Annotated in this window: 29 protein-coding genes; 15 read left to right on the plus strand and 14 right to left on the minus strand. The window is 57.0% G+C overall.

Annotated features, from left to right (window positions below; translation table 11 throughout):
* Positions 1-26 precede the first annotated feature (26 nt).
* Positions 27-1,094, plus strand: a complete 1,068-nt coding sequence (locus EN804_RS01095; RefSeq protein ID WP_135918502.1) for a BMP family ABC transporter substrate-binding protein — start codon at positions 27-29, stop codon at positions 1,092-1,094.
* Between the two features lie 77 nt (positions 1,095-1,171).
* Here the strand turns inward: EN804_RS01095 and rimO are convergent, their stop codons facing one another.
* The 6 genes from rimO to EN804_RS01125 form a co-directional block, all read right to left on the minus strand.
* Entirely contained in the window at positions 1,172-2,485 is a 1,314-nt protein-coding gene (gene rimO, locus EN804_RS01100; protein WP_135918503.1) for a 30S ribosomal protein S12 methylthiotransferase RimO, read from the minus strand.
* 158 nt (positions 2,486-2,643) lie between these two features.
* On the minus strand, positions 2,644-3,330 hold the full coding sequence (locus EN804_RS01105; RefSeq protein ID WP_127277290.1) for a TerC family protein: 687 nt from the start codon (positions 3,328-3,330) through the stop codon (positions 2,644-2,646).
* Between the two features lie 181 nt (positions 3,331-3,511).
* A complete protein-coding gene (locus tag EN804_RS01110) occupies positions 3,512-3,919 on the minus strand; it encodes a DUF930 domain-containing protein (RefSeq protein ID WP_167531434.1) in 408 nt (135 codons plus the stop codon).
* Between the two features lie 56 nt (positions 3,920-3,975).
* On the minus strand, positions 3,976-4,674 hold the full coding sequence (locus EN804_RS01115; RefSeq protein ID WP_135918504.1) for a DUF2161 family putative PD-(D/E)XK-type phosphodiesterase: 699 nt from the start codon (positions 4,672-4,674) through the stop codon (positions 3,976-3,978).
* Positions 4,675-4,776: 102 nt separating this feature from the next.
* Positions 4,777-5,583 (minus strand): alpha/beta hydrolase, encoded by an 807-nt coding sequence (locus EN804_RS01120; protein WP_135918505.1) that lies wholly within the window; start codon positions 5,581-5,583, stop codon positions 4,777-4,779.
* 117 nt (positions 5,584-5,700) lie between these two features.
* On the minus strand, positions 5,701-6,567 hold the full coding sequence (locus EN804_RS01125) for a sterol desaturase family protein (RefSeq protein WP_135918506.1): 867 nt from the start codon (positions 6,565-6,567) through the stop codon (positions 5,701-5,703).
* 329 nt (positions 6,568-6,896) lie between these two features.
* On the opposite strand from EN804_RS01125, the gene EN804_RS01130 reads away from it, so the two are divergent.
* The gene (locus EN804_RS01130) at positions 6,897-7,130 is read left to right on the plus strand and encodes a hypothetical protein (RefSeq protein ID WP_135918507.1); all 234 of its coding nucleotides are present in this window, start codon (positions 6,897-6,899) and stop codon (positions 7,128-7,130) included.
* 50 nt (positions 7,131-7,180) lie between these two features.
* Here the strand turns inward: EN804_RS01130 and EN804_RS01135 are convergent, their stop codons facing one another.
* Together EN804_RS01135 and EN804_RS37855 are read right to left on the minus strand one after the other, a co-directional pair.
* Positions 7,181-8,110 carry a LysR family transcriptional regulator gene (locus EN804_RS01135; RefSeq protein WP_135918508.1) on the minus strand — a complete coding sequence of 310 codons (930 nt, stop codon included), beginning with the start codon at positions 8,108-8,110 and terminating at the stop codon, positions 7,181-7,183.
* 159 nt (positions 8,111-8,269) lie between these two features.
* The gene (locus EN804_RS37855; RefSeq protein WP_246693336.1) at positions 8,270-8,440 is read right to left on the minus strand and encodes a hypothetical protein; all 171 of its coding nucleotides are present in this window, start codon (positions 8,438-8,440) and stop codon (positions 8,270-8,272) included.
* A 25-nt stretch (positions 8,441-8,465) separates the two neighbouring features.
* Here EN804_RS37855 and EN804_RS01140 point away from each other — a divergent pair, with 25 nt between their 5' ends.
* Positions 8,466-8,954, plus strand: a complete 489-nt coding sequence (locus tag EN804_RS01140) for an SDR family NAD(P)-dependent oxidoreductase (protein ID WP_246693337.1) — start codon at positions 8,466-8,468, stop codon at positions 8,952-8,954.
* A gap of 99 nt (positions 8,955-9,053) precedes the next feature.
* Here the strand turns inward: EN804_RS01140 and EN804_RS01145 are convergent, their stop codons facing one another.
* On the minus strand, positions 9,054-9,287 hold the full coding sequence (locus EN804_RS01145) for a hypothetical protein (protein ID WP_135918759.1): 234 nt from the start codon (positions 9,285-9,287) through the stop codon (positions 9,054-9,056).
* Positions 9,288-9,633: 346 nt separating this feature from the next.
* Here EN804_RS01145 and EN804_RS01150 point away from each other — a divergent pair, with 346 nt between their 5' ends.
* From EN804_RS01150 to EN804_RS01165, 4 genes are all read left to right on the plus strand, one after another.
* Positions 9,634-10,935 (plus strand): site-specific integrase, encoded by a 1,302-nt coding sequence (locus tag EN804_RS01150; protein WP_135918509.1) that lies wholly within the window; start codon positions 9,634-9,636, stop codon positions 10,933-10,935.
* A gap of 15 nt (positions 10,936-10,950) precedes the next feature.
* Entirely contained in the window at positions 10,951-11,235 is a 285-nt protein-coding gene (locus tag EN804_RS01155) for a hypothetical protein (protein WP_135918510.1), read from the plus strand.
* Between the two features lie 252 nt (positions 11,236-11,487).
* Positions 11,488-11,676, plus strand: a complete 189-nt coding sequence (locus EN804_RS01160) for an AlpA family phage regulatory protein (protein ID WP_135918511.1) — start codon at positions 11,488-11,490, stop codon at positions 11,674-11,676.
* 192 nt (positions 11,677-11,868) lie between these two features.
* On the plus strand, positions 11,869-13,995 hold the full coding sequence (locus EN804_RS01165) for a VapE domain-containing protein (protein WP_135918512.1): 2,127 nt from the start codon (positions 11,869-11,871) through the stop codon (positions 13,993-13,995).
* A 227-nt stretch (positions 13,996-14,222) separates the two neighbouring features.
* On the opposite strand, the gene EN804_RS01170 is transcribed toward EN804_RS01165, so the two are convergent.
* Entirely contained in the window at positions 14,223-14,963 is a 741-nt protein-coding gene (locus EN804_RS01170) for a hypothetical protein (protein WP_135918513.1), read from the minus strand.
* Between the two features lie 376 nt (positions 14,964-15,339).
* On the opposite strand from EN804_RS01170, the gene EN804_RS01175 reads away from it, so the two are divergent.
* The 4 genes from EN804_RS01175 to EN804_RS01195 all read left to right on the plus strand — a co-directional run bounded on the left by EN804_RS01175 (position 15,340) and on the right by EN804_RS01195 (position 17,726).
* Positions 15,340-16,065 carry a hypothetical protein gene (locus tag EN804_RS01175; RefSeq protein ID WP_135918514.1) on the plus strand — a complete coding sequence of 242 codons (726 nt, stop codon included), beginning with the start codon at positions 15,340-15,342 and terminating at the stop codon, positions 16,063-16,065.
* 269 nt (positions 16,066-16,334) lie between these two features.
* Positions 16,335-16,760, plus strand: a complete 426-nt coding sequence (locus EN804_RS01185) for a hypothetical protein (RefSeq protein WP_135918516.1) — start codon at positions 16,335-16,337, stop codon at positions 16,758-16,760.
* Between the two features lie 244 nt (positions 16,761-17,004).
* The gene (locus EN804_RS01190) at positions 17,005-17,238 is read left to right on the plus strand and encodes a hypothetical protein (RefSeq protein WP_135918517.1); all 234 of its coding nucleotides are present in this window, start codon (positions 17,005-17,007) and stop codon (positions 17,236-17,238) included.
* Positions 17,239-17,246: 8 nt separating this feature from the next.
* Positions 17,247-17,726: a hypothetical protein gene (locus EN804_RS01195; RefSeq protein WP_135918518.1), complete on the plus strand. Its 480-nt coding sequence runs from the start codon at positions 17,247-17,249 to the stop codon at positions 17,724-17,726.
* Positions 17,727-18,048: 322 nt separating this feature from the next.
* Here the strand turns inward: EN804_RS01195 and EN804_RS01200 are convergent, their stop codons facing one another.
* From EN804_RS01200 to EN804_RS01210, 3 genes are all read right to left on the minus strand, one after another.
* Complete coding sequence (locus tag EN804_RS01200) at positions 18,049-18,771, minus strand: hypothetical protein (RefSeq protein ID WP_135918519.1); 723 nt, start codon at positions 18,769-18,771, stop codon at positions 18,049-18,051.
* Positions 18,772-18,784: 13 nt separating this feature from the next.
* The gene (locus tag EN804_RS01205) at positions 18,785-19,642 is read right to left on the minus strand and encodes a thermonuclease family protein (RefSeq protein ID WP_246693338.1); all 858 of its coding nucleotides are present in this window, start codon (positions 19,640-19,642) and stop codon (positions 18,785-18,787) included.
* Between the two features lie 69 nt (positions 19,643-19,711).
* On the minus strand, positions 19,712-19,984 hold the full coding sequence (locus EN804_RS01210) for a hypothetical protein (protein WP_145972883.1): 273 nt from the start codon (positions 19,982-19,984) through the stop codon (positions 19,712-19,714).
* Positions 19,985-20,503: 519 nt separating this feature from the next.
* On the opposite strand from EN804_RS01210, the gene EN804_RS01215 reads away from it, so the two are divergent.
* The 4 genes from EN804_RS01215 to EN804_RS01235 all read left to right on the plus strand — a co-directional run bounded on the left by EN804_RS01215 (position 20,504) and on the right by EN804_RS01235 (position 23,076).
* Positions 20,504-21,499, plus strand: coding sequence for a hypothetical protein (locus EN804_RS01215; protein WP_135918521.1), 996 nt, complete (start codon positions 20,504-20,506; stop codon positions 21,497-21,499).
* Positions 21,499-22,002 (plus strand): hypothetical protein, encoded by a 504-nt coding sequence (locus EN804_RS01220; protein WP_135918522.1) that lies wholly within the window; start codon positions 21,499-21,501, stop codon positions 22,000-22,002. The genes EN804_RS01215 and EN804_RS01220 overlap by 1 nt, the downstream gene beginning before the upstream one ends.
* Before the next feature lie 555 nt (positions 22,003-22,557).
* Positions 22,558-22,770, plus strand: a complete 213-nt coding sequence (locus EN804_RS01230; protein WP_135918523.1) for a hypothetical protein — start codon at positions 22,558-22,560, stop codon at positions 22,768-22,770.
* A 12-nt stretch (positions 22,771-22,782) separates the two neighbouring features.
* On the plus strand, positions 22,783-23,076 hold the full coding sequence (locus EN804_RS01235) for a hypothetical protein (RefSeq protein WP_135918524.1): 294 nt from the start codon (positions 22,783-22,785) through the stop codon (positions 23,074-23,076).
* A 10-nt stretch (positions 23,077-23,086) separates the two neighbouring features.
* On the opposite strand, the gene EN804_RS01240 is transcribed toward EN804_RS01235, so the two are convergent.
* Complete coding sequence (locus EN804_RS01240) at positions 23,087-23,614, minus strand: transcriptional regulator (protein WP_135918525.1); 528 nt, start codon at positions 23,612-23,614, stop codon at positions 23,087-23,089.
* Positions 23,615-23,661: the final 47 nt, after the last annotated feature.

Genomic DNA, 23,661 nt, shown 5'->3' on the forward strand with positions numbered 1-23,661 from the left:
AAGGCTTAACTCAGAGAGGTAACACAATGAAAAAACTGCTTATTGCCCTGATGACCACGACCGCCGCAATGTCGCTGGCGGCGTCCGCGCAGGCCGCCGACAAGTTGAAGGCGTGCTGGGTCTACACCGGCCCGATCGGCGATTTCGGCTATTCCTACCAGCACGACCAGGGCCGCCTCGAGGTCGAGAAGGCGCTCGGCGACAAGGTCGAGACCGCCTATCTGGAGAACGTCTCCGAAGGCCCAGACGCCGACCGTGCTTTCGAGCGTCTGGCGCGCGAAGGCTGCAAGATCATCTTCGGCACCTCGTTCGGTTTCATGGACGCCGAAGTGAAGGTCGCCAAGAAGTTTCCCAAGGTGATGTTCGAGCACGCCACCGGCTACAAGACCGGAGATAATCTCGGCATCTACAATGCGCGCTTCTATGAAGGCCGCTACGTGCTCGGCCAGATCGCCGCCAAGGAATCGAAGTCCGGCGTCGCCGGTTACATCGTCTCCTTCCCGATCCCGGAAGTGGTGATGGGCATCAACTCCTTCATGCTCGGCGCGCAATCGATCAACCCGAACTTCAAGGCCAAGATCGTCTGGGTGAACTCGTGGTTCGATCCGGGCAAGGAAGCCGACGCCGCCAAGGCACTGTTCGACCAGGGCGCCGACATCATCGTCCAGCACACCGACTCGACCGCTGCCCTGCAGGTGGCCGAAGAGCGCAAGCTGCACGGCTTCGGCCAGTCGTCCGACATGATCAAGTTCGCGCCGAACGCGCAGTTTACATCGCTGACCGACGAATGGGGTCCGTACTATATCAGCCGCGTACAGGCTGCCATCGACGGCACCTGGAAGCCGGACAATGTCTGGCTCGGCATCAAGGACGGCGCGGTCAAGCTCGCGCCCTACACCAACATGCCCGACGACGTGAAGGCGATGGCCGAAGCGACCGAAAAGAAGATCGCCGGCGGCTGGAACCCCTTCACCGGACCGATCGCCAAGCAGGATGGCTCGGCGTGGCTGAAGGATGGCGAGGTCGCCGACGACGGCACGCTGCTCGGCATGAATTTCTACGTCAAGGGCGTCGACGACAAGCTGCCGCAATAAACGGCAGAACACATTTCGATATGCAGAGGGCGCCGCGAGGCGCCCTTTTCATTTGGATGGAGAAGCTGACGGGAGGCTCAGACGGCCGAGCCGTAGAGGTCGTAAGCATCGGCGCGCTCGATCTTGACGGTGACGATGTCACCGGCACGCATCGGGCGGCGCGACTGGATGTGGACCGAACCATCGATCTCGGGCGCGTCGTATTTGGTGCGGCCCTTTGCCGAGGTGCCGTGCGCCTCGTCGATCAGCACCGGCAGACGCTTGCCGACCTTCCTGGCAAGCTGCGTAGCCGAGATCTTCTGCTGGCGCTGCATGAAGCGATGCCAGCGCGCTTCCTTGACCTCCTGCGGCACCTGCCCAAGGCCGAGATCGTTGGAACGGGCGCCTCTGACCGGCTCGTATTTGAAGCAGCCGGCGCGATCGATTTTCGCTTCATCCAGCCAATCGAGCAGCATCTCGAAATCGTCGTCCGTTTCGCCGGGAAAGCCGACGATGAAGGTCGAGCGGATGGCGAGATCCGGGCACACATCGCGCCAGCCGCGAATGCGCTCGAGCGTCTTCTCGCCGTGGGCGGGCCGGCGCATGTTCTTCAGCACCTGCGGTGAGGCGTGCTGGAAGGGAATATCCAGATAGGGAAGGATTTTTCCATCGGCCATCAGCGGGATGACGTCGGCGACATGCGGGTAGGGGTAGACATAATGCATGCGTACCCAGATGCCGAGCTTGCCCAATTCCTCCGAGAGATCGAGGAACTTCGCCCGCACTTCGCGATCGCCGAACATGGACGTCTGGTATTTGATGTCGATGCCGTAGGCGCTGGTATCCTGCGAGATGACGAGCAGTTCCTTGACGCCGGCCTTGGCCAGTTTTTCGGCTTCGCGCAGCACATCGGCCGCCGGCCGCGAGACGAGATCGCCGCGAAGGGCTGGAATGATGCAGAAGGTGCAACGGTTGTTGCAGCCTTCCGAGATCTTCAAATAGGCATAGTGGCGCGGCGTCAGCTTGACGCCCTGCGGCGGCAGGAGGTCGATGTAGGGATCGTGCGAGGGAGGGGCCGCCTCATGGACGGCGGCCATCACGCTCTCATAGGCCTGTGGTCCGGTGATCGCCAGCACGTTGGGGTGCTTCTCGCGGATCACGTCCGGCTCGGCGCCCAGACAGCCGGTGACGATGACCCTGCCGTTTTCCGACAGTGCCGAGCCGATGGCGTCGAGTGACTCGTCGCGGGCGGAATCCAGGAAACCACAGGTGTTGACGACAACGAGATCGGCGCCGTCATGCTTGCGGGCGATCTCGTAGCCCTCGGCCCGCAGACGCGTGATGATGCGCTCGGAATCGACAAGGGCTTTGGGACAGCCGAGACTGACGAAGCTGACGCGTGGGGCGGACATGGGGCAATTTTCCAATGGACGCGAACCGGAAACACCGATCCGGCCGCAGTCTCGACATATAACGGTTTGCATGGCTCCCGGCAGGAGCTCAATTCGGGCGGCGCAATAGCACGGCTTCCTCAATCAGGCAAACGGAGCCCTGCGGCTCCGCCTGTGCGTCAGTGCCCGCTTGACCCGAACCAGGGTGACAGGAAGGCGAAATGATCGGGGAATTGCTGCACGGCCCCATCAAGCAGCATCTTGACCGCGACATAGAGGATGATGACCAGGCCGATATAGGCAATCCAGCGGTATTTGTGCAGCAGGCGCGCGACGAACGACGCAGCGAAGCCCATCAAAGCGATCGACAGCGCCAGCCCAACAATCAGCACCGTCGGATGGTTCATGGCCGCGCCCGCCACGGCCAGGACATTGTCGAGGGACATCGAGACATCGGCAATGACGATCTGCCAGGCGGCCTGCGAGAAGGTTTTGCTCGGCCCCTTGCCGCCAATGGCACCATCCTTGTTGAAGTCGCCGTTCGACAGCGCTTCGGTGGCGTCGCGCTCCTCGTCGTGGGTGACACGCAATTCGCGCCACATCTTCCAGCAAACCCACAGCAAAAGCAGGCCGCCACCGATAAGCAGCATGGGACCAATGGTCAGCAGCCATTGCGTGATCAGTGCGAAGAAAATGCGAAGAACGGTGGCCGCCGCGATGCCGACCAGAATGGCTCGCTGGCGTTGGCTGGCCGGCAAGCCTGCAGCGGCGAGGCCGATGACGATGGCATTGTCGCCCGCGAGCGCAAGGTCGATGGCGATGACCTGAAGGAGAGCCGAAAAGCCGGCGGCGGTAAATATTTCCATCGACCTGGAAGCCCTTCGTCGAGTGTTCGTCGTCGATCGTCCGAACGGGCCTAAAGGCATGGTCTGCTGGCGTCAAGCCGCAGCACCGGACAACGCTGGAAAACCATTTTCGTGGTGGTGGAATTACGGAAGATTCTCAACATGCGCCGGCGGCAAGCCAATGCGGGCAAGCCCGCGAGAACTAATCGTAGAGATTGTACTTCGGCCAGTCGGCTTCAGGGATCTCATCCCCGATCCGATAGCGGAGCTGGAGAACTTCCATATGATCCGGCCCCGTCTGGCATTTGAACTTCAGCCGATACCACTGTCCCTTGCTGCGGAACGCCGCACCGGGGCTCCGGATGGCGTCGGCGCTCATCTCTGGCGTCGCGAAGGCGTAGGCGACGACGCGGTCGGCCTTGAACTTGCGATCATCATGGGTGATCCGGTCCAGGACTTCGGCATCGCAACGCTGCTCGAGGCGGGTCTGCGGATCAAGTTTCATCAGTCCGGAGCGCAAGGCGTTGTCCATCGCACTGGCCGGAAAAGCCAGCGTCAGGGACGCAATGGCCATCATGCATAGTGTCTTCATGGGCGGGACAAGCAGCATGTTTTGTCTGAAAAATCAACCAACAGGGGCGGTTCATGCTCGGCAAACCCCGGTATTCAGAGGCCCGGCGCAATCAAAATCTCGTGTCGGGCTTCATCATGCGGGACCTGCGGCCAACGAACCAGCGAGGCGCGGCCGGCATCCGTGAGATCGTAAAGACCACGCTCGACCCTTGCGAACCAGCCATAGACATTGTGCTGCAGAATCTTCGGCGCGATCGGCGTCAAGGCTTTCAGATCGCGCGGCCGCTTGGGGCCGTCCGAAAGCGCGGCGGCGCAGGCGAGGGCGCTCTGCCGGTAGGCGGTCATGATCGGAGCGCGCGATCCGCCGCCGGCGACAGGATCGCCGCGGCGGCGCTGGTGCTCGTCGACAAGGCGAGATCGCCGTCGCGCATTCTTGCGCGGCGCCACGGCGATCGGACTGAGAAGCAGTTCGACCCGATCATTGGCGGTTACGCCAATCAGGCCGAAGCCGAGCCGACGGCAAAGGTTGCGGAACCTGGCATCGCTTTCGCGCCCCTTGCCTCGCGCCGACATGCGCGCCGCCAGCCACACTTCATCGCAAGCAGCCGCACGGTCGACGCCCTGCAGAACCAGTTCGAGATTGAACTGCAGCTTCATCTCGCAGATGACGACGATCTGCGGCTCCCCTTCGCGCAACGCGACGATATCGCAGCCGCCGATTTCCCCCTTCACGACGAAGTCGAGATTTTCCAGGAAACGCTTCACCGGCGCATAGAGTGAGGTCTCGTTCATACCGCAAGGTCTAGCCGATTCGAACATGAAAAGCCTCGCAGGCGAAATGGCGTGTCGCGTGCCTGGGCCAGAGCGGGGATTCCGGAAGCGGCGAGGCAGGGCTCAGGAATGAAGTTCTGCGAGGAAAGCCAACAGCACGCGGTTGAACTGGTCGGGACGCTGCAAGGGCGCGAAGTGACTGACCTCGGGCAGCATCACCAGTTCCGATCCCGGTATGCTGCGGGCCAGATAGGTGGCGTGCTCGTCCTTGATAAACTCGTCGTGCTCGCTTTGGACGACCGCAACGGGCACACGGATCTCTCCCAACTCGGCGGTGCCATAATTGGGTTCGCTCTTCATCATCAGGCCGACAGCTTTGACAAACGCATCGAATTGATCTGGCGTGGCCGACAGCTCGGCATAGTCCTTTTTGTGCCGGCTGAAACACCGCTCGATGACCGGACTGGCCTCGAAGTCCTTCGTGCCGCTGGGATCCATATTGCAGCCGAAGAAGAACACACCGGCGATGCGATTGGGGGCCTTCATGCCAAGGATCAGCGCAACGCAGGCGCCATCGCTCCAACCTACCGCGATGGCCTTGTTCAATTGCAGGCGATCCATCACGGCCAGGACATCCGAGGCCATCAGCTCGTATTTGTATGGCCGTTCGTCGCGGGTGCTGCGTCCATGGCCACGGCTGTCGATGGTGACGACCTGATAGCCGCGCTCGACCAATGACGGGACCTGAAATCCCCAATTGCCGCTATGGCCAAGGCCGCCATGCAACAAGATCACGGGAAACCCCGCCCCAAAGGTGGCGTACCAGATTCTCGCACCCTCATGCTCCACCTGGCCTTCGTCCGCCGCGGCCGGCAAAGGAGCAGCACCATGCGCTTCGAATTTGGTGAGGTCGTCATCGCGATAGTCCATGCCGAAACAGCCTCGTGGCAAATGCGCAGCGCTTATGTTTATTGCCGGCACCCGCCGAGACCAACCCGCAAGGCAAACTCTGCTGCCATCAGGCGACACGACAGGAGATTGCATTGCCTAACGGCCGATATTGACCGCACCTCTTGTCGCCCGATCCTGGTTGTTTCGCGCCGGCTGATTTTCGTGGAGGGCTTCGCCGTCCGGCACTGCCCTACTCGATCGTGTCCTGCGGCGCCGCAGCGGATAGCCGATCTGTCCGAAGTAGCTGGAGGGGACTGGATCATCGACGCCATATTTCTCAGGCGCTTTGTCGCCAGTCGCATTGTACGTGCCGAACACCACGTCGAGGAAGGGCAACTGTCCGGCGAAGTTCTTGTCGTAGGCTTCGCGCTGGTTGGCGTGGTGCCAGCGATGGAACTGCGGGCTGGCGATGAGCCACCTCAAGGGGCCGAACGGAATCCGCAAGTTCGAATGAACAAGCAGCGTGTGCCAGAAGTAGATGACGGAAAAGACAGCGATCGAGGCTTCGGAGAATCCGAGAAAAAAGATCGGCGTCAGCGAAATTGCCTTCGTGACTATGGCGTCGACGGGATGAGAGTGGAATGCGCCGAGCCAATCCAGTTCCTCAATGCCGTGATGGACCGCATGGAATTTCCACAGCGCGGGGATTTCGTGAAACGCACGGTGTGCCCAATAGACGCCTATGTCGGTAATCAGGATGATTTCGGCGACCTGCAGCCATATAGGCTGGCCGCCGACCGCGTGCGTTGCCGATCGCGGGACCAGCATTGCAGCGGCTTCGAGTGCGTTGGCCGCGATCAGGATTATTACTGCCTTTACCACGAGGCCGTTGAACAGCACGTAGATCAGGTCGACACCCAGGCCCTTGCGCAGGATCTTCTGCGGTCGCTCGGCAAACAGATGCTCGAACGGAATGAAGATCAGCGCGGAGATCAACAGCCCCTTGATGCCAAAGATATCCATTCGACCGCTATCGCCTTGCCTTTGGTCAGCGCACCCGGCGCTTCAGCTCCCGAACAGAACCACATTTCTCCTTTCCAAAGGCTTGATGCCGACCGCTTGCATCGTTCCTCGCTTGTCATGTGACAAACGCGCTCGCCGGGTGTCACATCCGTGTCGCAAGCTGGCGCTACCTGGTCGGCGCGCGCTTGTCGAACGCAGCGCAACGCGCGTCCTCCCAGGACTAACCCCTCCGGTCCCTGCCGGCGGGGTTTTTCATTTCCAGAACCATATCGTCGGTCGCGAGTTGTCCTTGCTATCATGGCATTACGGTCAGCACAGGGACGCCCATGATGGACGCAAGTGAAATGAGTGCGATCGGCGACACCCTCATGAGGATCGTCACGCCCGACATGTCTCCCAAGCAGCTTGTCAAAGCCGCCCGGAAAGCTCACCCCAAGGCCTCGAAGAAGGATATTGCCAGAGCAGCCTTCTTCTCGATCATCGCAAACGCGGATCAGGACATCGGCAAGGCCAGGAACCTGCAGGCATTTGCCATCGCGGAGCGCGCGCAGCAGTCGGACTGAGCAGGTCGCCGCTTGGCATGGCGTGGGCTTGCCGTCGTTGGGTGACGCCTTCATCGCCGCGCATATGCCGCCCGGCAGGCCGACATCACGGTATCGCGCAGCCAACGATGGGCCGGGTCGGCGTCCATGCGAGGATGCCACATCGCCGATATCTTGAACTGAGGAATGGGAAGCGGGAGCTCGAAACTCTCGAGACCTGCCGTGATGGCGTGGTCGCCTGCACTGGCGCTGCCGAAACACGAGCCCGGCACGGTTGCGACCAGATCCGATTGGCGCACAATCCGCATTGCATCGGGGTAGCCGGGCACGACAACCACCACAGCGCGTCCAAGACCAAGCTTCTGCAAGGCGCCATCGATCGGCTCGGCGACATTGCCTTCCCGTGACGCCACGACATGCCTGCAGGCGGCATAGCGTTCGGGCGTAACGCCGGCGCCCGTCAGAAGCGGACGTCCGGCCCGGGCCACGCCGACATATTTGTCGTGGAACAGGAACTGGGTGCGTATTTCAGGCGCGGACGTTCCAAGCAAACCGATCTCCAGATCGATGAGGCCTTCCCGAAGCGGGCGCGCGTCCTTGTCGGGCTTGGGCGCGAAGCGCAGGCGGACACGAGGCGCCGCACCGGTGACCGCAATCACGACCGGGCCGGCAAGGAATTCCAGAAACGCTTCGCTGGCGCGAATGGTGAACGTCAATTCGAGCCCGGCCAGGTCCACGCGCATGTTTTGCGGCCGCAGAACCGATCTTACATCCCGGGTAAGCTCATGGACGCGATCGCGCAATTCGATGGCGTGCGGCGTGGGTACAAGCTCGCGTCCGGCTCTTACGAGCAGCGGGTCGCCGGTGGCAGCGCGAAGTCGTGCAAGCGTCCGGCTCATCGCCGAGGTGCTCAAGCCGAGCCGGCGGGCCGCCCCCGTCACGCTGCCTTCGGCCAGCAAGACGTCGAGCGCTACGAGAAGGTTCAAGTCCACACTGTCCATGGCACAGCCTTATCGCAGCTGTTTTGCCAGACATAGCGTCGGATGCAACCATAGTTTGAACCTGGCGCGTCTGGCGCATGGCTTCCGCTTGCCCATATCTGCGGTCACCCAACCAACGAAAGAGATCGCCCAATGCCCGCAAGCGTTTTGAACACCCCGTCAGGTACAGTCCTCATCATCGGCGCGTCGCGCGGCCTCGGCCATGCAATGGCGGCCGAGTTCCTCGGGAAAGGCTGGAACGTCATCGGCACGGTCCGGGAAGGCGGCCGGACCAAGCTGCACGACCTCGCGGACGAGTTCGAAGGCCGGCTCGAAATCGACAGTCGACATCTGCGAGCCCGATCAGGTCGCGGCCTTGCGCGACCGGCTGTCGGGCAGGGTGCTGGACATAGTGTTCGTCAATGCCGGCGTGAGCAACAACCCGGCTGAGACGATCGCCGATGTGACGACCGACGAGTTCGTGCGCGTGATGGTCACAAATGCACTCAGCCCGATGCGTGTTCTCGAGAGCCTGGCGCCATTTGTTCCGGCTACCGGCCTGATCGGCGTGATGTCGTCCGGGCAGGGGAGCATCTCCAACAACGAGACAGGTCAACGTGAGGTCTACCGGGGCAGCAAGGCGGCGCTGAACATGTTCATGCAAAGCTTCGCCGCCCGCCATGCCGCGACATCGCGTGCCATGGTGCTGATGGCGCCCGGCTGGGTCCGTACGGAGCTGGGAGGGCCGGATGGAAAGCTGAGCATCGAGGAAAGCGTGCCGAGCCTTGTCGACGTCCTGCTTGCCAAGAAGGGAAGCCAGGGATTGCATTATGTCGACTATCTCGGACGCACCGTCCCCTGGTAAATCCTATCGCTATGCCTGCGCGGCGACGAGCGCCAGCTTGTCCGCGGCCACACCGAATAAATTGGTACCGCGACCGGCTGGCGGCTTCTGCATCTAGCCCTATTGAGCCGCCGTCATGGCGATGAGCTTTCGGACCTGGACGCGCTCTACGCAGTGAGCAGGAAAATCCGGCCGGGTGGCCTCCGCGCAGTCTTTCGCGCTGGCGACAGGTTCATTGAGCGGAACGTTCGATGCCTGCGTAGACGCTGATGAAAAAAGCAGCGTTTGGGTGGTCAATGCCGAGACGGCAGCGACCTGTATGAGAAGCGCGGCGAAGGCGATATCTTTGAGCATGCGCGACAACGCGCCAACCTGCTACAACGTTCCAGTTAGTCGGGCCGCTTTGGGGCTTTCTTACTTCAATCGCCCATCTTGCGGCGGCGTCCCACGTTATTTCGGGCATTTTGCTCCCCCACGTCACGTGGTCGAAAGCGATTTTCCGGGCAGGGGTCACAGGCGTATATTGCCGTCGTTCTGGCGGAGGGAGTGACCATAAGTTGGCTTAGTCGTGATTAGTCACTAGTAGCCAACATGTTGATATCGCTAGATTTTGCTTAATCGTAGCTATTCAACTGATCTGTCGGACGGCTCCTAATGGTTAGCACGGCAATGGCCAACTAACCCAAGGACCGCTCCGCAAATGGCAACGAAAATCGACACTCTAAACCGCGAACTCCGCAATCGCGTTAAGGCCAACCAACCCAATCTATGGTCGCACGGCAACGGCTTGTGCTTCGTGCTGGCTAAGAACGGCAAGGCATCTTGGGCCATCCGTTACACCATCGACAGCAGGCGACGCGTGATGACGCTGGAACCGCATGCGGACCCGATTAGCGAACGCAAGCTGAAAGAACTGGAAATGATCGCGCTCGAATATCGGGACAAGATCAAGGCCGGGATCGACCCGCTTGCAATGCGCGAGGCATCCGCGAACCGTTCGAAAAGCATGGCGGGCGATACGTTCGAAACTGTCGCGCGCGATTACATCGCAACGCATAAGGCCAACTGGCGAAACGAAAAGCACGCCACGCAATGGACGAACACCTTGGAGACTTACGTGTTTCCGAAGATCGGGCGTTCACTACCGCACGAAATTAGCGTTGACGACGTGTTGTCGGTTTTGCAGCAACCGCACCTTCGGCGCGACAAGCGATTGCCGTTGTGGGATGCCGTGCCGGAAACTGCGTCGCGCGTCCGGATGCGCATCGAAACGATTATTGCTGCCGCGAAGTCCAAGGCACTCGGCAGCGCCAATCCTGAAATCAAAGCGTTGTGGAAGGATCACCATAACCCGGCGAAATGGGAAGACGGCCTGCAACATTGGCTCGGCAAGAAGGGCAAAAAGTTCAAGGGCAATTTCGCAGCAATGGCTTTTGCAGACGTACCGGCCTTTGTGCAGGAACTACAGACGAAAACCGACTACTCGGCAAAAGCGCTCATGCTGACGATCTTTTGCGCAACCCGCACATCAGAGACGTTGAACGCCACATGGGATGAATTCGATTTGGACGCGACAGTCTGGACCATTCCAGCGGAAAGAATGAAAGCGGGCGTTGAACACCGCGTTCCTTTATCGAGCGCCGCAATCACGCTGTTGAGAGGTCTGCACCGCTTTGCCGGCAATCCGTATGTCTTTCCGGGCGCGAAGCGTAATCAGCCGCTGTCCAATATGGCCATGTTGGAAATGCTGCGCGGCATGAGAGACGGATTGACCGTCCATGGCTTTCGGTCAGCATTTCGCGACTGGTGCAGCGAAACGACGTTGCATCCCGATACAATAGCCGAAATGGCACTTGCTCATACTCAACGGGATAAAGTTGTGGCCGCATACCGGCGTGGCGATGCCTTTGATCGCCGCAAACAACTCATGCAGCAATGGGCCGATTATCTTTTGATTTCGAACGACAACTACAAGCAAGAATGGCAACGATTAATTGCGTGAAAAGGGGCAAATCTCATGACCAAAAATTACTGCTGTGTTTGCAGGGAGGAATTTGGTGCGAAGGGCATCGCGCAAAAGACGTGTTCAATCGGTTGCGCTCGCGTATTGAGAAGCACCATCGACCACGCACACAAAAGTGGTGACATGCGCAGATTTATTGAACCGGGCGACGCTCGCGAATTGATGGCTGAACGCACAAGGCTAATGGTCCTAGAACAGTTTCAGCAGGATTATGAAGACCTAATAAAGCACGTTCGCAAAAATCATCCCGATTTGTTGCCGCCTCATAAAAGAGACTGACGGACCTGTTGTGGATAACTATTACAAACGGCCCGGAAAACCGGGCCGTTTTTGTTGACTAGCCGCCCTTAGTTATGTGTATCTTGCGGTTACCGCCTGATTTGGGCGGTTTGCCGCCTGATTGGATGATCGGCGGCGCTAGGGCGCTGGATGGTGCCGTGCCGCGAGCGAGACGCGGTGAACCGGGCAGGAACAGCCCCAGCGGCGTGAGAGACGCCGGCCAAACCCAATCCAGATTATGAAAGCCTTCTCATGAATGACGTGCTTCTCACGCGCGACCAGCTTTGCGCCTTGCTCAATATCAGCGACACAACACGGCAGCGGCTTGAAAAGACCGATCCGACGTTTCCCCGCAAACTGCACGTTTCGATCCGCAAAGTCGGCTACTTGCGCAGCGATGTACAAGCTTACATCACCCGGCAGCACCAGAAAGCAGCCTGATAGGTTTGCAAAAGCGGTTAGACCGAATTTTTTGCAGCCGTCACCGCTGCTGAATACGCTGCATTTTTAACGGCTTATTTGAAACGAGTTCGAAAGAGCATCGCTCCGCCGAGCTGGAAAAATAGGCCCGGCAAGGCGTTGCGAGCCGTACCGGGCCTAACCAGTCATTTCGATTACGGAAAGTGAAGTTACATGAACGATATATCATCACGCAACGCGCGGGGCAACCGCGCCGTTGATCTTGCTCGGCATGGGTACACAGTCTTTCCTCTCACAAACAACAAACTACCGTTCGCCAACGAAAGCATTGCGGCTGTTCTCGGCATACCGACACCGCCAAAAGGACAAGGCGGCGTTTGGCTGGCAACACGCGACGAAACCGCAATAGCACGTCTTTGGACGGCGTTTCCCGACGCGCTGATCGGCATTGCGACCGGTGCGGCATCGGGCGGCATCATCGCCCTGGACGTTGACCGGAAGAACGGGCGGGACGGCCTGCATACGCTTGCCATTTTGGGGCGGCACTTGCCGACAACCGCTTGGCAGCAAACCCGTTCGGGCGGCTACCACTACATCTATCGCGGTCCAGCCGGGCAGGGGTTGCCGACAGACGCGGGCGAACTTGGCGAGGCATTAGACCGGCGCGGCGACGGCGGCTACATCGTTGACTATGGCCTAGATATTGCGGCACCGCTTGCGATGGCGCCGGAATGGCTGTTGGCAGGCTCTAGGGCGCTCGGCAATGCTGATCGAAAGCCATTCGGCACCGACTGCGCGCCATCAATTGCTGATGCCATCGCAGCGCTGTCCAGCATCGACAATCCCGAGCAATACGACGATTGGCGCAATATCAGCGCGGCATTCCGGCAGGCCGCCACAGGCCTTGTTCACGACGACCTTGTTCGAATGGTCTGGGATAGCTGGTGTGCGCAGTGGCCGAAGGACAACAAAGCCGACAACGAAAAGCTCTGGCGATCCCTTGACGCCGGAACGCAACTGGGTTGGCGACGACTCCACCGCGAAGCCTATGGGCGACCCCCGCAGCCGGACCCGACGACGCTATTCGGCGGCCAGACTTACCAGTTGCCGGTTGGAGCATCCGAAACGCTGCAGCAACAGTCCGCACGACCTCACCAGCCGCCGCAACAGCTTGACGGATATGTGGAGATCATTTCGACAGCTTCCGGCGACAGCGGAAAAAACACGCTTATGGAAACCGTCAAGGTATTGCATGGCAACTTACCGGTCGCCTTTGACGAATTCACACAAACGGTGTTGGCAACGCATCCACTGCCATGGGACAAGCATGGAAGCTTTCCCCGGCAGTGGACCGAACTGGATACCATCCACTGTCAGCTTTCCGTCCAGGCGCTTTTCGTAAAGCCGGGCAAGGATACCGTTCACGACGCCGTTGCGGTCATCGCGAACAGACACAAGCGCCACCAAGTCCGCGACTATCTCGACACGCTGCTATGGGACGGCACGCCACGCCTGCCGCTACTCGCATCGCGATATTTCGGAACGTCTGACACCGGCTATGCCGGCATCATCATGACCAAGTTCATGGTCGGCGCGGTCGCTCGCATCATGCAGCCCGGATGCAAGATGGACAACGTTGTGATCCTCGAAGGCCGGCAGGGGGCCGGCAAATCATCTGCAATCGCCATGCTTGCCGGCCCGCAATGGTTCACCGACGAATTGCCCGACTTGCACACCAAAGACGCCGCAATCCAGCTTGCGGGAAAGTGGATCATTGAAGTTTCCGAATTGTCGGCGCTCAAACGATCCGACGTTGAGACGATCAAGAAATTCATGGGTCGATCAACGGACACCTATCGCGCACCCTATGAGCGCACAGCGGAGGATCACCCACGCCAATGCGTGTTCGTTGCCACGACCAACGACGAAAACTACCTCAAAGACCAGACCGGCAACCGTCGTTTTTGGCCGCTTGCATGCGGAGCAATCGACGTTGCTGCGATCAAGCGGGACCGCGACCAGTTTTGGGCCGAAGCGCTCACGCGCTACCGCAGCGGCGAACGCTGGTGGCTCGACGCCAGCGAAGCGCAACTAGCCGAGATCGAGCAAGAGGAACGCCGCGAAATCGATCCGTGGGACGACCGCGTAGCATCAGTTGTTGAGGCGTTGAACGGGCTTCCGACAACCTTTGGTCAAATCTGCATCATCCTTGGTATTCGTTTTGAACAGCACAACTCGACCGTGAACAAGCGCATTGCCTCTTGTTTGAAGCGGGCTGGATATGTCCGAAAACAGGTCCGCAACGGCGAGCAACGCTCTTGGCAATATGTGCGAGGATAGTGCTAATTGCCGGCAATTTGCTGTTGGGACGGGTTTGTCACCGCTGTCACTGCTTTGAACCGGTGACTTCCCTATATTACCCCGTTTGCCATATAGGGGGTATCTACATGACTCCACCACTCTTAAGCATTTCCAGTGGTGACACTGGTGACAGCGATGACAACCCATCAAATCGACGGGTTTTCTGTCACCAGTAAAGTCATCGCTGCCGGTGACAGCGATGACAGCTATTTACAGCCGTTCGGCGTCAATTGCTCGGGGTGGCCTATAAATTTGACCTCGCCAACCAGATGCCGCTTTTCGGCATCGGCTACGTCGAGAATCTGCGCTTCGGTTTGCAATTGCTTTGCGATCTCTGGAAGTCCGAATGCGCTGGTCGCGATGGATCGCGTTTCGCCCGGTTCAATGCCACCGTTCACATCCATCCCGAAATTCTCATCGGACCACGGAACGCTTCGACCCGGCGTCGTCACCTTGTAGCCAACGTGAACGAATGAGATCGACCACGGCAAGTTGTTGGTTACGTCCAACATGATGTTGCGGCCAAAGTCGGTCTTTTCGATCCTCGCGTTCGATACGATGACATTCCGCTGTAGGCATGAACGAATGGCGGCATAGTCCGGCTTAGCAACTGCCGCTGTCTTCTTCGCCAGTTCGCGGCCTCGCTCCAAAATCTCGTCTTTAGTCACGCCGTTCATCGTTGTGTGAGCCACCTCCATTGCTTCTGGCATCAAAGCCAGAAGCGGAAACCCTTCCAAGCCCTGCGCCGGTGGGTAACGAGTTATAATCAGGTTCAAAAGGCCCTTTTGAAAAGTCTCTTTCTCGTCCGGTTTGAGGCTTTCAACCATGGCCTTTGCCGTGAGGGTAAACGTCTCTTTGCTTGTTCCATCGATTTTCATTTCATCTGCCGTGGCCATCGACACAAAGATGCCGAATATCAGTGACGCAATTGCTACCTTGCTTTTCATGTGAGTCTCCCCGCCAAAATTATTATTGCGATTAAAATTGAAGGCGGCTGGCGCGATTTGCAAGCGAACATTGTGATGTTCGTATATGGCGGAAATGTCCTCCGCCGTGCTTCGCCTCTAGTGCTTTGAAATTCCTATTGTTCGGGATGAATACTTTTTGGTGCTAACCACTTGACTAGCCTTTTCGCCTTTTGCGATGGCCGCTTGCGGTGAACGCCGCTATAATTATCAAAGTATAAATTGCGATGATCGACCACGTAATCGTCGTCGAATGACGTTGCCGTGAATAAAATCTGATGATCCATGTAAATATGATGTTGACGCCGGATAATATATCCAGCACACAATGCAGATATGGTTATTTGGAGATATAGACATGAAGATAAATAAGACTTCGTTCCCGTCGCGTGGGACACTCTTAGCGACGACAGCCAATCGCGCGTTTATCCCATTGGGCGGCAAGTATGAAAATAGGCTTGCCGAAATCGGAGATCATTTGCAGGCGGTTGTGGACAAGAACACCGCCAAGTTCACTGAAGAACACCAGAAGCCCGAAAACAAAGAAGCCGTGGACTCTTTGTTTAGTCGCATGCGAATTTTGCACCGTGACCAAACGGACGCGCAACGCGATTGGAACAAGCGGAACGCAAATTTCACCGCGCCGGCTGCTTTGACCGATCCCCCGTATGAAGCCGAATTTCGCCAGCATCTTCGCTCTTTAGCACCGGCAGACAAAGCCGCTGCTGTATCCAATCTGTCCTACGCTCAATCCAGCACTCTGCTCAGGCACGGTGATCTGGATCGGCTCGGCTTGGATGGGCGGACGGCCGCGTCGGTACGGGAACGGCACCGTGTAAATGCTGCGGTCGAACTGATCGGACTTCGCGCCAATCATGCCACGCCAAGCACGCTCGAAAATCCGCTGCCGGGCGCTATCAACGAAGATGCCGCGTTTGCCGAAGGCAAGGCCGTTATAGCCAAACTGGACGGCGAACAGGAAACGCTCCGCAACGAAGCCAAGGCGCTGGCCGGCATTGTCACCATCGCGGCGGAAGTGTCTGGGCAGGACGCAAGTAAGCTCTGGACGGAGCTTACAGCGTGATCAATCCCGGCCCGCAATTGCCGGCCACGGTCTATTTGCCCGCCGTGGCAGAGATTGACAATCAGACGGTAGGCGAAGCGCTCGGCGGTCAATCGCGTGCGGTCCTATCGCAATGGCGCGCAAAATACGGACTGCCGCGTCCGTCACCGCGACGACACGGAAACGGCAACAGCACGTTCACCCGGACAGCAGACCTTGCGGCTTGGCTGAATGGCCGTGCAGCCGTTCAGTGGATTTGATCCGCCAAATACCGATTAAGAAACGGGACCATGATGGACGGCAAAGACAAAAAGACAGGCCGTTTTTTGCCCGGCAATAAGCTCGGTGGACGTGCGCCCGGCGCGATCTCGCATCGTCGCCGCGCTTTGGAACATCTGACCAAGCATGGCGACGCTATCATCACGACGGCCATTACTGCCGCGCTAGCTGGCGATACGCAGCTACTTTCGCTGTTGGTGAAATTGCTCGTTCCGACTGGTGGAATACCCGCCGAAATTCCGAACGGCGATCCAGTTCAGGCATATGCAGAAGGCGAGATCAATTCGAGCGAATTGCGTCAACTCATGACATCGGTCGAGAAGGCAAGGCAACTAGACGCCATTCACAAGGGCGATAGTCGCAGCGAGCCGCAACGGACGACAATTCTTGTCGATGAAGACGCAGCCGAAGTTTACAGGCGAATGATAGAAACTTGATGAGAACGCAACAAGAGACGGTCGCGATACCATCGTGCGAACTCGTAGACGAAACGTTTGCCGCATCGATCTTCGAATGGGACGTGCACAGGCTTCATTACATGCAGTCGTGGAATTCATTCCCGATCCCAACCACGATCGACAAATTGTTGGTCATTCGCACTTCCGATATCGCGCGATGGGCGACGAATAGAAATTACAACATTACCCGGCATCCAATTTATCCCACACAGGAAACACGACGATGAACATTGTATATTTCAACAACGCGAAGCTTGAAGCCGAAACGCTAGACGGAGCAATCGTCAACATTCGCAACCTGAAATCGCCCGACCAGCGCAATCACTCTGACAGGATAATGTTCAAGGGTGGAAGGCTCGCGATTGTTTTCGATGTCGATGACTCCAGCGCGAGCCCGTCCATCGACTTTGACGGCCCCGGCGATATCAGCCGCAACAGCATCGAAGGCAAGGAATAGAGAACACGATGAACATCGGAACGAAGGCGTACCCAAACACTATCGCAGTGCATGTTGTGCCGATGGATGACATTGTGGAATTGGAAGCCGGACGGATCAAAGCGATCTATAAGCGCTGGCCAAGTATGACTGCGCCCGTTGCGGGAAAGGTTGGTTTTCACGGCAGCTACAGCGAGCTCTCCCACTATGATGATGTTCGAGGCACGTTGGAGCTTTGCGACAAGGACGTGTTTGCGATCATTTCGCATTACCGTTGCAAATTCCCGCATTTGACGATCCGCCAATTCCGCCATTCGACGGCGATGCTTTTCGGCATGGACCGCGACGAATTCGATGAGCATTGGAAGGCGTCTCTTTTGCGCATTCCGGATCGTCTCGAACCGGACGGCGCAGCCTGCGGTCAACAATTCTACAAGCCACGGATTGCCGGGCGGACCCTCGCGGAATTGCACGGCGAAGACACGATGATGCTTGTGCAACTTCATTGATCGGTTGGTCGGAAAGGTTGGTCGCGGTGAAAAGCGATTGGAATTCAATGCCAGCGGCGGAAGGGTTGTCCGCTACGGAACAGCAGGGTCCAACTTCGATGGGCGGTCTGAAGGCGGAAGTTTTGACGCGCCGGCAGCTCACTCGGCGCGACTAAGCAGCGAATACCCGAACTGACGCTGGCTCAGCATACAGCGAGCGAACTCCCAATGAATACAACGATCACCGGTGCCTGGAGCACTGGCAGTTTGCGACTGGGATAGTCCCAGGGGTGAATGCCGCCTGCTTTGTGAATGGGATTTGCTATCCGCGCATCTACGCAGGCTAAGGCTTCCATTTCTTCAGGATTTCGCGAACTCGATCAGAGGGAACCGTTATCACCGTGTTGTCGCTACCAAGGAGAACCGCAAATCTTCCTGTGACAAGCACGACGCGAGCGCCGTATAAAATTCTATCGTCCAGGTAAATGTCTTCGGATAGCTGCGGAGCGTTTCTGATATGATTTCCATACATGAGTCCGACAAAGTGAAGAAAACCGACGAAAACGGTTAAGTCAGCAAGTGTTCTGTGGATGTTAACGGTTGCGAGTCCGTACTTATTAACAAAATGGAGACGAGAAACTAAGAAAATGAAACCGATCACGACTATCAGGGTGGCGATGCGTTCGGCTAAGCGATCTTTTCCGTCAAGCTGATCGAGGTATATAACTCCGGAAAATATAATAACAATTGACGCGATAACTAGCGCGGCGGCGGTCATGCGGAATCTTTTGGTTTGCGCGTCGTCGAAGAAAGATAAAACCGCCGTAAGTATCGTATTTCCAATGTAAAGAAACCCGGCAAGGAAAACTATTGTAACAAGTCCAAATTTGATAAGGTCCGTGTATTCGACTAGCCAAATCAAATTAGAATCGAATACCGATAGATAGCCCGATGTCAGAACCGCAGCGCTAATAACCATCAAAAAGAAGGCGGTGGCTGAAAGGGCGGCAAAGTTGGAAACCGAAAATTCAAACAGTTTTCTGAAACCAGATGCATTATCAGTCACGAATGATTCCCTCCTACCGTTTTGACAGCCGCCAGCCGGCCGCCATGGCTTCCGCTTCCGAGCAGAACCACCTTTCGCCTTTGGCTTGGTTAATCACGGTGACGCTATAAAATTTCTGCCCGGGCAGATGATAAATGCGCTCACCGTCCGCTGAGATATTGCCTTTAATGGTGCAGCCAGAGTTGCCGTTGCCGACCGCAGAAAGAGGCGCTGGCGTGGGTGCCGCATCGCTGCTGTGCCCTGCTCGCCAATCCCATGGCGCCTGGAAAGACCCTGCCCACAAACCGACTTTCGACGCTTCGGCCTTCGCCTGTTGCGTGGCATATGCCCCGTTGCTGTATTTCGGCCAGTCGAGTGCCTGCCCGTGCTCGACCATCCATGGAGCCACGCTGGTACCGTCAGCTCGCATGCAGTCGCCAACAAAGCGCCCGTAGCGGTCCCATGTGACGAATGCACATTTGACCGGCTTAGAAGCGGCAAGAAAGGCGTCCAAGGCATCGGCGGATCGTCGGCCACAGGGATACTCTAAGCCCTTCGCGTCATCGCAGTACTGCTTGGCCTCCGGCGCGTCGATCCCATTGAAACGGACGCGTTGGCCGTGGACTTCGATGGTGTCGCCGTCGATGACGGAGGCGACACCGACAAGTGCAACCTCCTTCGGCTTGATGATGTTCTGCAGATTGATTTTCGGCAACGATCCGCCGTTGCTCATGACGAATTGTGTCACAAGGGCAGAAGCCGCGGCTACGCTCACAAGAACTAGACGAAGCGGCACGCTTGCCCATCGTCTGGCGCGTGATCGTTTTCGGCCAGAACGCCGCCGCCACTCGTCAGAACGATTGTCATAACGCGATCTGTCGATGCCGATCACATCGCACCCCCTGGACGGCTTTCGGCGGACCGCTTACCGCAATGTGAGCCGTCCGCAGTCACGCTGTTGTTAGTCGGCAATTGCCGGAATAGCCGCCTCCGGCAGCAGACGGCGATTTGTACCGCTGGACAGAAGTGAGTTCGTGTTGTTCGCATTGCCGGACGCAAGCGTCACCGTGTCGTAGTTGTTCAAATAGTCAGCGGCACAGCCGGAAATTACAGCCGCAACCATTGCGACGAAGTACATACGGTAATTCACGTAGGCATCCCCCAAGCCGAACGCCATGATGCTCCCTTTGCACTTTACTGTCGAATCCGTTGTTGGATGGATTGCGATCTTCATCGCAATGAGCAAAGTTGGCTGTGGGTTAAGGGTTTGGGGGAATCATGAAGCGATTTGGTTTGACTATCGCCGCGTTCGTTTGCATTACAGGCTGTGCCACGCCGCCGGACAAGATTGCGGGCGTACCGAATGCCGGTCCTTGCACACAGGCAGATAAGGAACGGTTGGCACTTCTAACAAACCAACAAAACAAGGCCGCAACAGGAGACGCCCTCGGCGTGTTCCTAATCGGCGTGCCTGTTTCGTCAATGTCTGGCGGGGACCACGAAACCGAAATCGCCGTCCTCAAAGGACGTTGCGGACCCCCGAAGACCTGAAAAATCGTTCGCTCGGGTCGGGCGAAATGGTGAGCCAACTCGGTTGTTGGTCAGTCACCGCAGAAACCAAACGCGGAGGCGCTTTAAGTTGCAAATTGATCTGAGGTCCGTATCTATCCCGCTTAGCACTCGGGTTTGGCGCCTATTCCCGGGCAGCGACTACAAATTCCTCAACCACTTCATTAGAGGAAAAACAGCATTCTTGGACTTGCCTTCGCTGATATTGCCTGAGGGTCGTTTAACTCCAAATGCCGATCTCCTTGCAAGGATGCTGGCATCTGAGAAGACGAAGGAAATGATCGCTGATGCGGGGAATACAGCGGTCAAAGCAGTCACAGATCTTAAACCCTTCTTGCGCGCCCGCAAAACATCACCACGCATGAGGTTGCTGTCCGCAATAATAAATTTTTATCAAGAAGCAAAACAAGGCGACTACATAATTGTCCCATCATCGCTAACTAGTCGCAGGGTATACCTAGGGAAGTTTGTTTCTGACGACGTTGTTCCAGAATTTTTCAAGTACGGCGAGCATCCGATTCCTTCCAGGACGATAAACTGGATAGCCAATATCGATGAAGGCAAGATATCTGCGCCTCTGTCCACGTCATTACGGCATCAGCATGCGTTTTCATTGGTAGAAAGATCACGTTTCATTGAAGTGTTTGCCATAACAAACGGAAGCTACAAGTATGGCGATAGGACAGTAGCAACTATATACAATAAGCAAGATGATTTTCTAGATGCTGACTCGGCGCTCATTGGAATAATATCAAAATTGTCTGCATCGGCCTGTGCTGCGATGCAAAATCGTGAAAAAATGGGCGACACGCTCGCATCGCTAGTCTCATCGGTTCCTATTGAATTCACTTGTAGCCAAGAATCAGATATTCACTCTGAAGGATTTACTAGGTTTATTAGTTCTGCTCTCACTCCGCTAGTTATAGCGGCGGTGCTGGCGTGTCTATTAACCGCTGATGTCAATGGTGGGCAAGTTAACATTCACAATGAGTTGAAGAGTATACAAATAGTTAACAGTTTATCACCAGATGATCCTTGCGTTCCGCATGTGAGTATGGCAACCAAAATGATCTTGAAAAGCATTGACATTCAGACTACGTATGAGCTTTGCAAGGCGGCGCATGCGGCAAAGGACAGAGCCGGCCTTGAACCTACTGCGAAAGGCGCGTCAAAGCCATAATGGCTAGGATATCTGAGATTCTCGGTCATAACGCCACAAGCGCAATTGTCGGTGCGCTTGCCGCCGGCGTGGTCAGTTGGCCAGTCAGCTATTTTGTGGCGGTATCCAGTATGAAGCCCGCTCAAGATCGCCAGATGCGGCTGGAGCAATTGAAAGACTTCTCGAAAGATGCGGACACGTTCATATCTCTCGGCACCAAGGTGGTTTCTAGGATTAACGTCAGCCAGCCGCTTGATGATGTGAAGGTCGCTATTTCCGATGCATCGGGTCTCCAAGCAGTCAACACACAATCGCTTATCAGCGTATTCGGTGCCGAGATTCAACCTGCAGCCGAAGGCTATCAAGATGCGCTCAACAAGTTTGTGACAACCACGAACAGTTTGCATGAACCTGGACAAATTAAGTCATGGGTTGAGGCGTTTGACGGGGTTGTCAACGCGCAGATTGCGTTAAAAGAGCGGATTTATTCTGAGCTGGATGTCAAGCCTGCTGAGCGCAGTTAGAATAGTATTTCGGCACCGCCATGGCTGATCAGCCCCTAGGCAGCTTGTGAATTTCCAGCCGCACTGGCCCGCCACGGTCGCAACTGGTGCAGAAAAGCGCACCCAAACAAGGCATCCTTTCCGTATCTTTTGATCAGCGCGGCGGGCTTCACGTCCGCGTGATGCGAGCAGTTTTGCACCTTGCTGGCAGGCGGTGCCAATCGCGCAAGTCGCCAAGCGAAACGTCGAGGCCGGCATGGACGCTGCCGTCCACGATCGTTTGCGGTGGGATCGTTGGCTCGCGAGGCGTGATGATCTTTTCCATCGCGTGCCGGCCGTTGCGGTGAATAAGCAGCATGCCTGGGACGGCGACGAATAGCCGACTGCCACGCTTGGCTAACGAATGAATCCGGTGTTCGGCAGATGGTTTCCACGAGAGACTTTTCGTCGCGGTCCCAAACCTCGATCCGGAAGTTGTCTTCGTTGGTCTTTGCCATAGCTTCGCCGGCGGCGCCGAAGCGCTCGCTGCAATCCTCTCGCCAATTGACCCATCCTGAATAGCCGGTCGATGCCCGCTTGACTCTTTTGTTCCTATTTTGTTCACTGAGCAAAATCAGCGACGAAATCGGATTGCCGCGACCGGGTTATTCAACGCAGCCGGGCGTGCAGCATCATTTTTGCGAACATGCCGGATGCGGAAAAGATGCCGGTTGGGGCTTTGCTAAACTGAAACAGGAATCACACTGGTTCTGCTTCGAGCATCGCGGCGACGGCGAAAAATACCTTTGACGGAGCGTTGAAATGACACGGCTCGCATTCGCAAGAGAGCTAGAGAGCGCATCGGACGCCATTGGCGATATCAGCCGCGCCGACTTGGCAATCATGCTTAGGCGAGCCGCAATCAGGCTGCGAAATGTTGGTGGCATCGATCTTGAGCCGCGCACAGACGATGCGTTGGCGACCATCGCAACTGAACTGGCAATTCCTAAAGGCGATCTAGTCGCCCAGATCGTGCGGGAATGGTTGGAAGCCAATGCTTATCTGCCGGTGCCATATGCGTTGGGCAACGAAAGCGTGACGGAGGGTAACGCCTAGCCTTGAGCGGTTAACGCCGCCATTCTCGTTTCTTCAACCGCTCGACCGCAGCGTAATGAGCGCGATTAATCAGCCCCAATGCAAGGCCGACCGCAGCGGATGAGAATAGCCCAAAGCTGTTCACCTCGACTTTGCCATACGGCTTCGCTGAATGCTGCAGATTGTTGCAGAGGTCCACAACCCGCCGATCCTCGAACGAGACACGATGACTGTGCGCAAATTCGTTACGGATTTTCCGCAACGTGTCGAAGTCGTCCCGTTCCACATCTGAAATCAAACTAAGGCAATGCGCCGCTTTGATACGCGCAGAGAACGTCCCGAGCGGGGCGTTGAAACCATCCAGCAAGACCGCTTTGTCGGAATCTTCGACCAAATACGCGTCGATGATTCCACGCAGTTGCTCGTCCAAATAGGAACACGCAACCATTACCGCACCTCTTGGGCTCTCGGCATTGTGCGTATCGAGCAACGGCAAAAATTCTTTTAGATGTGGGTTGGTTTCGAGCACTTCCTCATTTGGTACACGGACCCACGGCATTGGCGATTGTCCTGTCTGGTTAGTGAATTGGTTAGTTGGTCACTAAC

The sequence above is a fragment of the Mesorhizobium sp. M8A.F.Ca.ET.161.01.1.1 genome, assembly GCF_004792105.1.
Classification (GTDB): domain Bacteria; phylum Pseudomonadota; class Alphaproteobacteria; order Rhizobiales; family Rhizobiaceae; genus Mesorhizobium.

Excerpts from the sequence above, each read along its gene's own strand:
- EN804_RS01110 (WP_167531434.1), bottom strand. The coding sequence starts at position 3,919 with ATGCTGCTTGTCCCGCCCATGAAGACACTATGCATGATGGCCATTGCG.
- EN804_RS01145 (WP_135918759.1), bottom strand. The coding sequence starts at position 9,287 with ATGCTCAAAGATATCGCCTTCGCCGCGCTTCTCATACAGGTCGCTGCC.
- EN804_RS01095 (WP_135918502.1), top strand. The coding sequence starts at position 27 with ATGAAAAAACTGCTTATTGCCCTGATGACCACGACCGCCGCAATGTCG.
- EN804_RS01130 (WP_135918507.1), top strand. The coding sequence starts at position 6,897 with ATGGACGCAAGTGAAATGAGTGCGATCGGCGACACCCTCATGAGGATC.
- EN804_RS01150 (WP_135918509.1), top strand. The coding sequence starts at position 9,634 with ATGGCAACGAAAATCGACACTCTAAACCGCGAACTCCGCAATCGCGTT.
- EN804_RS01175 (WP_135918514.1), top strand. The coding sequence starts at position 15,340 with ATGAAGATAAATAAGACTTCGTTCCCGTCGCGTGGGACACTCTTAGCG.
- EN804_RS01195 (WP_135918518.1), top strand. The coding sequence starts at position 17,247 with ATGAACATCGGAACGAAGGCGTACCCAAACACTATCGCAGTGCATGTT.
- EN804_RS01160 (WP_135918511.1), top strand. The coding sequence starts at position 11,488 with ATGAATGACGTGCTTCTCACGCGCGACCAGCTTTGCGCCTTGCTCAAT.
- EN804_RS01155 (WP_135918510.1), top strand. The coding sequence starts at position 10,951 with ATGACCAAAAATTACTGCTGTGTTTGCAGGGAGGAATTTGGTGCGAAG.
- EN804_RS37855 (WP_246693336.1), bottom strand. The coding sequence starts at position 8,440 with ATGTCGACTGTCGATTTCGAGCCGGCCTTCGAACTCGTCCGCGAGGTC.
- rimO (WP_135918503.1), bottom strand. The coding sequence starts at position 2,485 with ATGTCCGCCCCACGCGTCAGCTTCGTCAGTCTCGGCTGTCCCAAAGCC.
- EN804_RS01125 (WP_135918506.1), bottom strand. The coding sequence starts at position 6,567 with ATGGATATCTTTGGCATCAAGGGGCTGTTGATCTCCGCGCTGATCTTC.
- EN804_RS01185 (WP_135918516.1), top strand. The coding sequence starts at position 16,335 with ATGATGGACGGCAAAGACAAAAAGACAGGCCGTTTTTTGCCCGGCAAT.
- EN804_RS01170 (WP_135918513.1), bottom strand. The coding sequence starts at position 14,963 with ATGAAAAGCAAGGTAGCAATTGCGTCACTGATATTCGGCATCTTTGTG.
- EN804_RS01210 (WP_145972883.1), bottom strand. The coding sequence starts at position 19,984 with ATGAAGATCGCAATCCATCCAACAACGGATTCGACAGTAAAGTGCAAA.
- EN804_RS01165 (WP_135918512.1), top strand. The coding sequence starts at position 11,869 with ATGAACGATATATCATCACGCAACGCGCGGGGCAACCGCGCCGTTGAT.
- EN804_RS01105 (WP_127277290.1), bottom strand. The coding sequence starts at position 3,330 with ATGGAAATATTTACCGCCGCCGGCTTTTCGGCTCTCCTTCAGGTCATC.
- EN804_RS01240 (WP_135918525.1), bottom strand. The coding sequence starts at position 23,614 with ATGCCGTGGGTCCGTGTACCAAATGAGGAAGTGCTCGAAACCAACCCA.
- EN804_RS01135 (WP_135918508.1), bottom strand. The coding sequence starts at position 8,110 with ATGGACAGTGTGGACTTGAACCTTCTCGTAGCGCTCGACGTCTTGCTG.
- EN804_RS01220 (WP_135918522.1), top strand. The coding sequence starts at position 21,499 with ATGGCTAGGATATCTGAGATTCTCGGTCATAACGCCACAAGCGCAATT.
- EN804_RS01115 (WP_135918504.1), bottom strand. The coding sequence starts at position 4,674 with ATGAACGAGACCTCACTCTATGCGCCGGTGAAGCGTTTCCTGGAAAAT.
- EN804_RS01235 (WP_135918524.1), top strand. The coding sequence starts at position 22,783 with ATGACACGGCTCGCATTCGCAAGAGAGCTAGAGAGCGCATCGGACGCC.
- EN804_RS01120 (WP_135918505.1), bottom strand. The coding sequence starts at position 5,583 with ATGGACTATCGCGATGACGACCTCACCAAATTCGAAGCGCATGGTGCT.
- EN804_RS01190 (WP_135918517.1), top strand. The coding sequence starts at position 17,005 with ATGAACATTGTATATTTCAACAACGCGAAGCTTGAAGCCGAAACGCTA.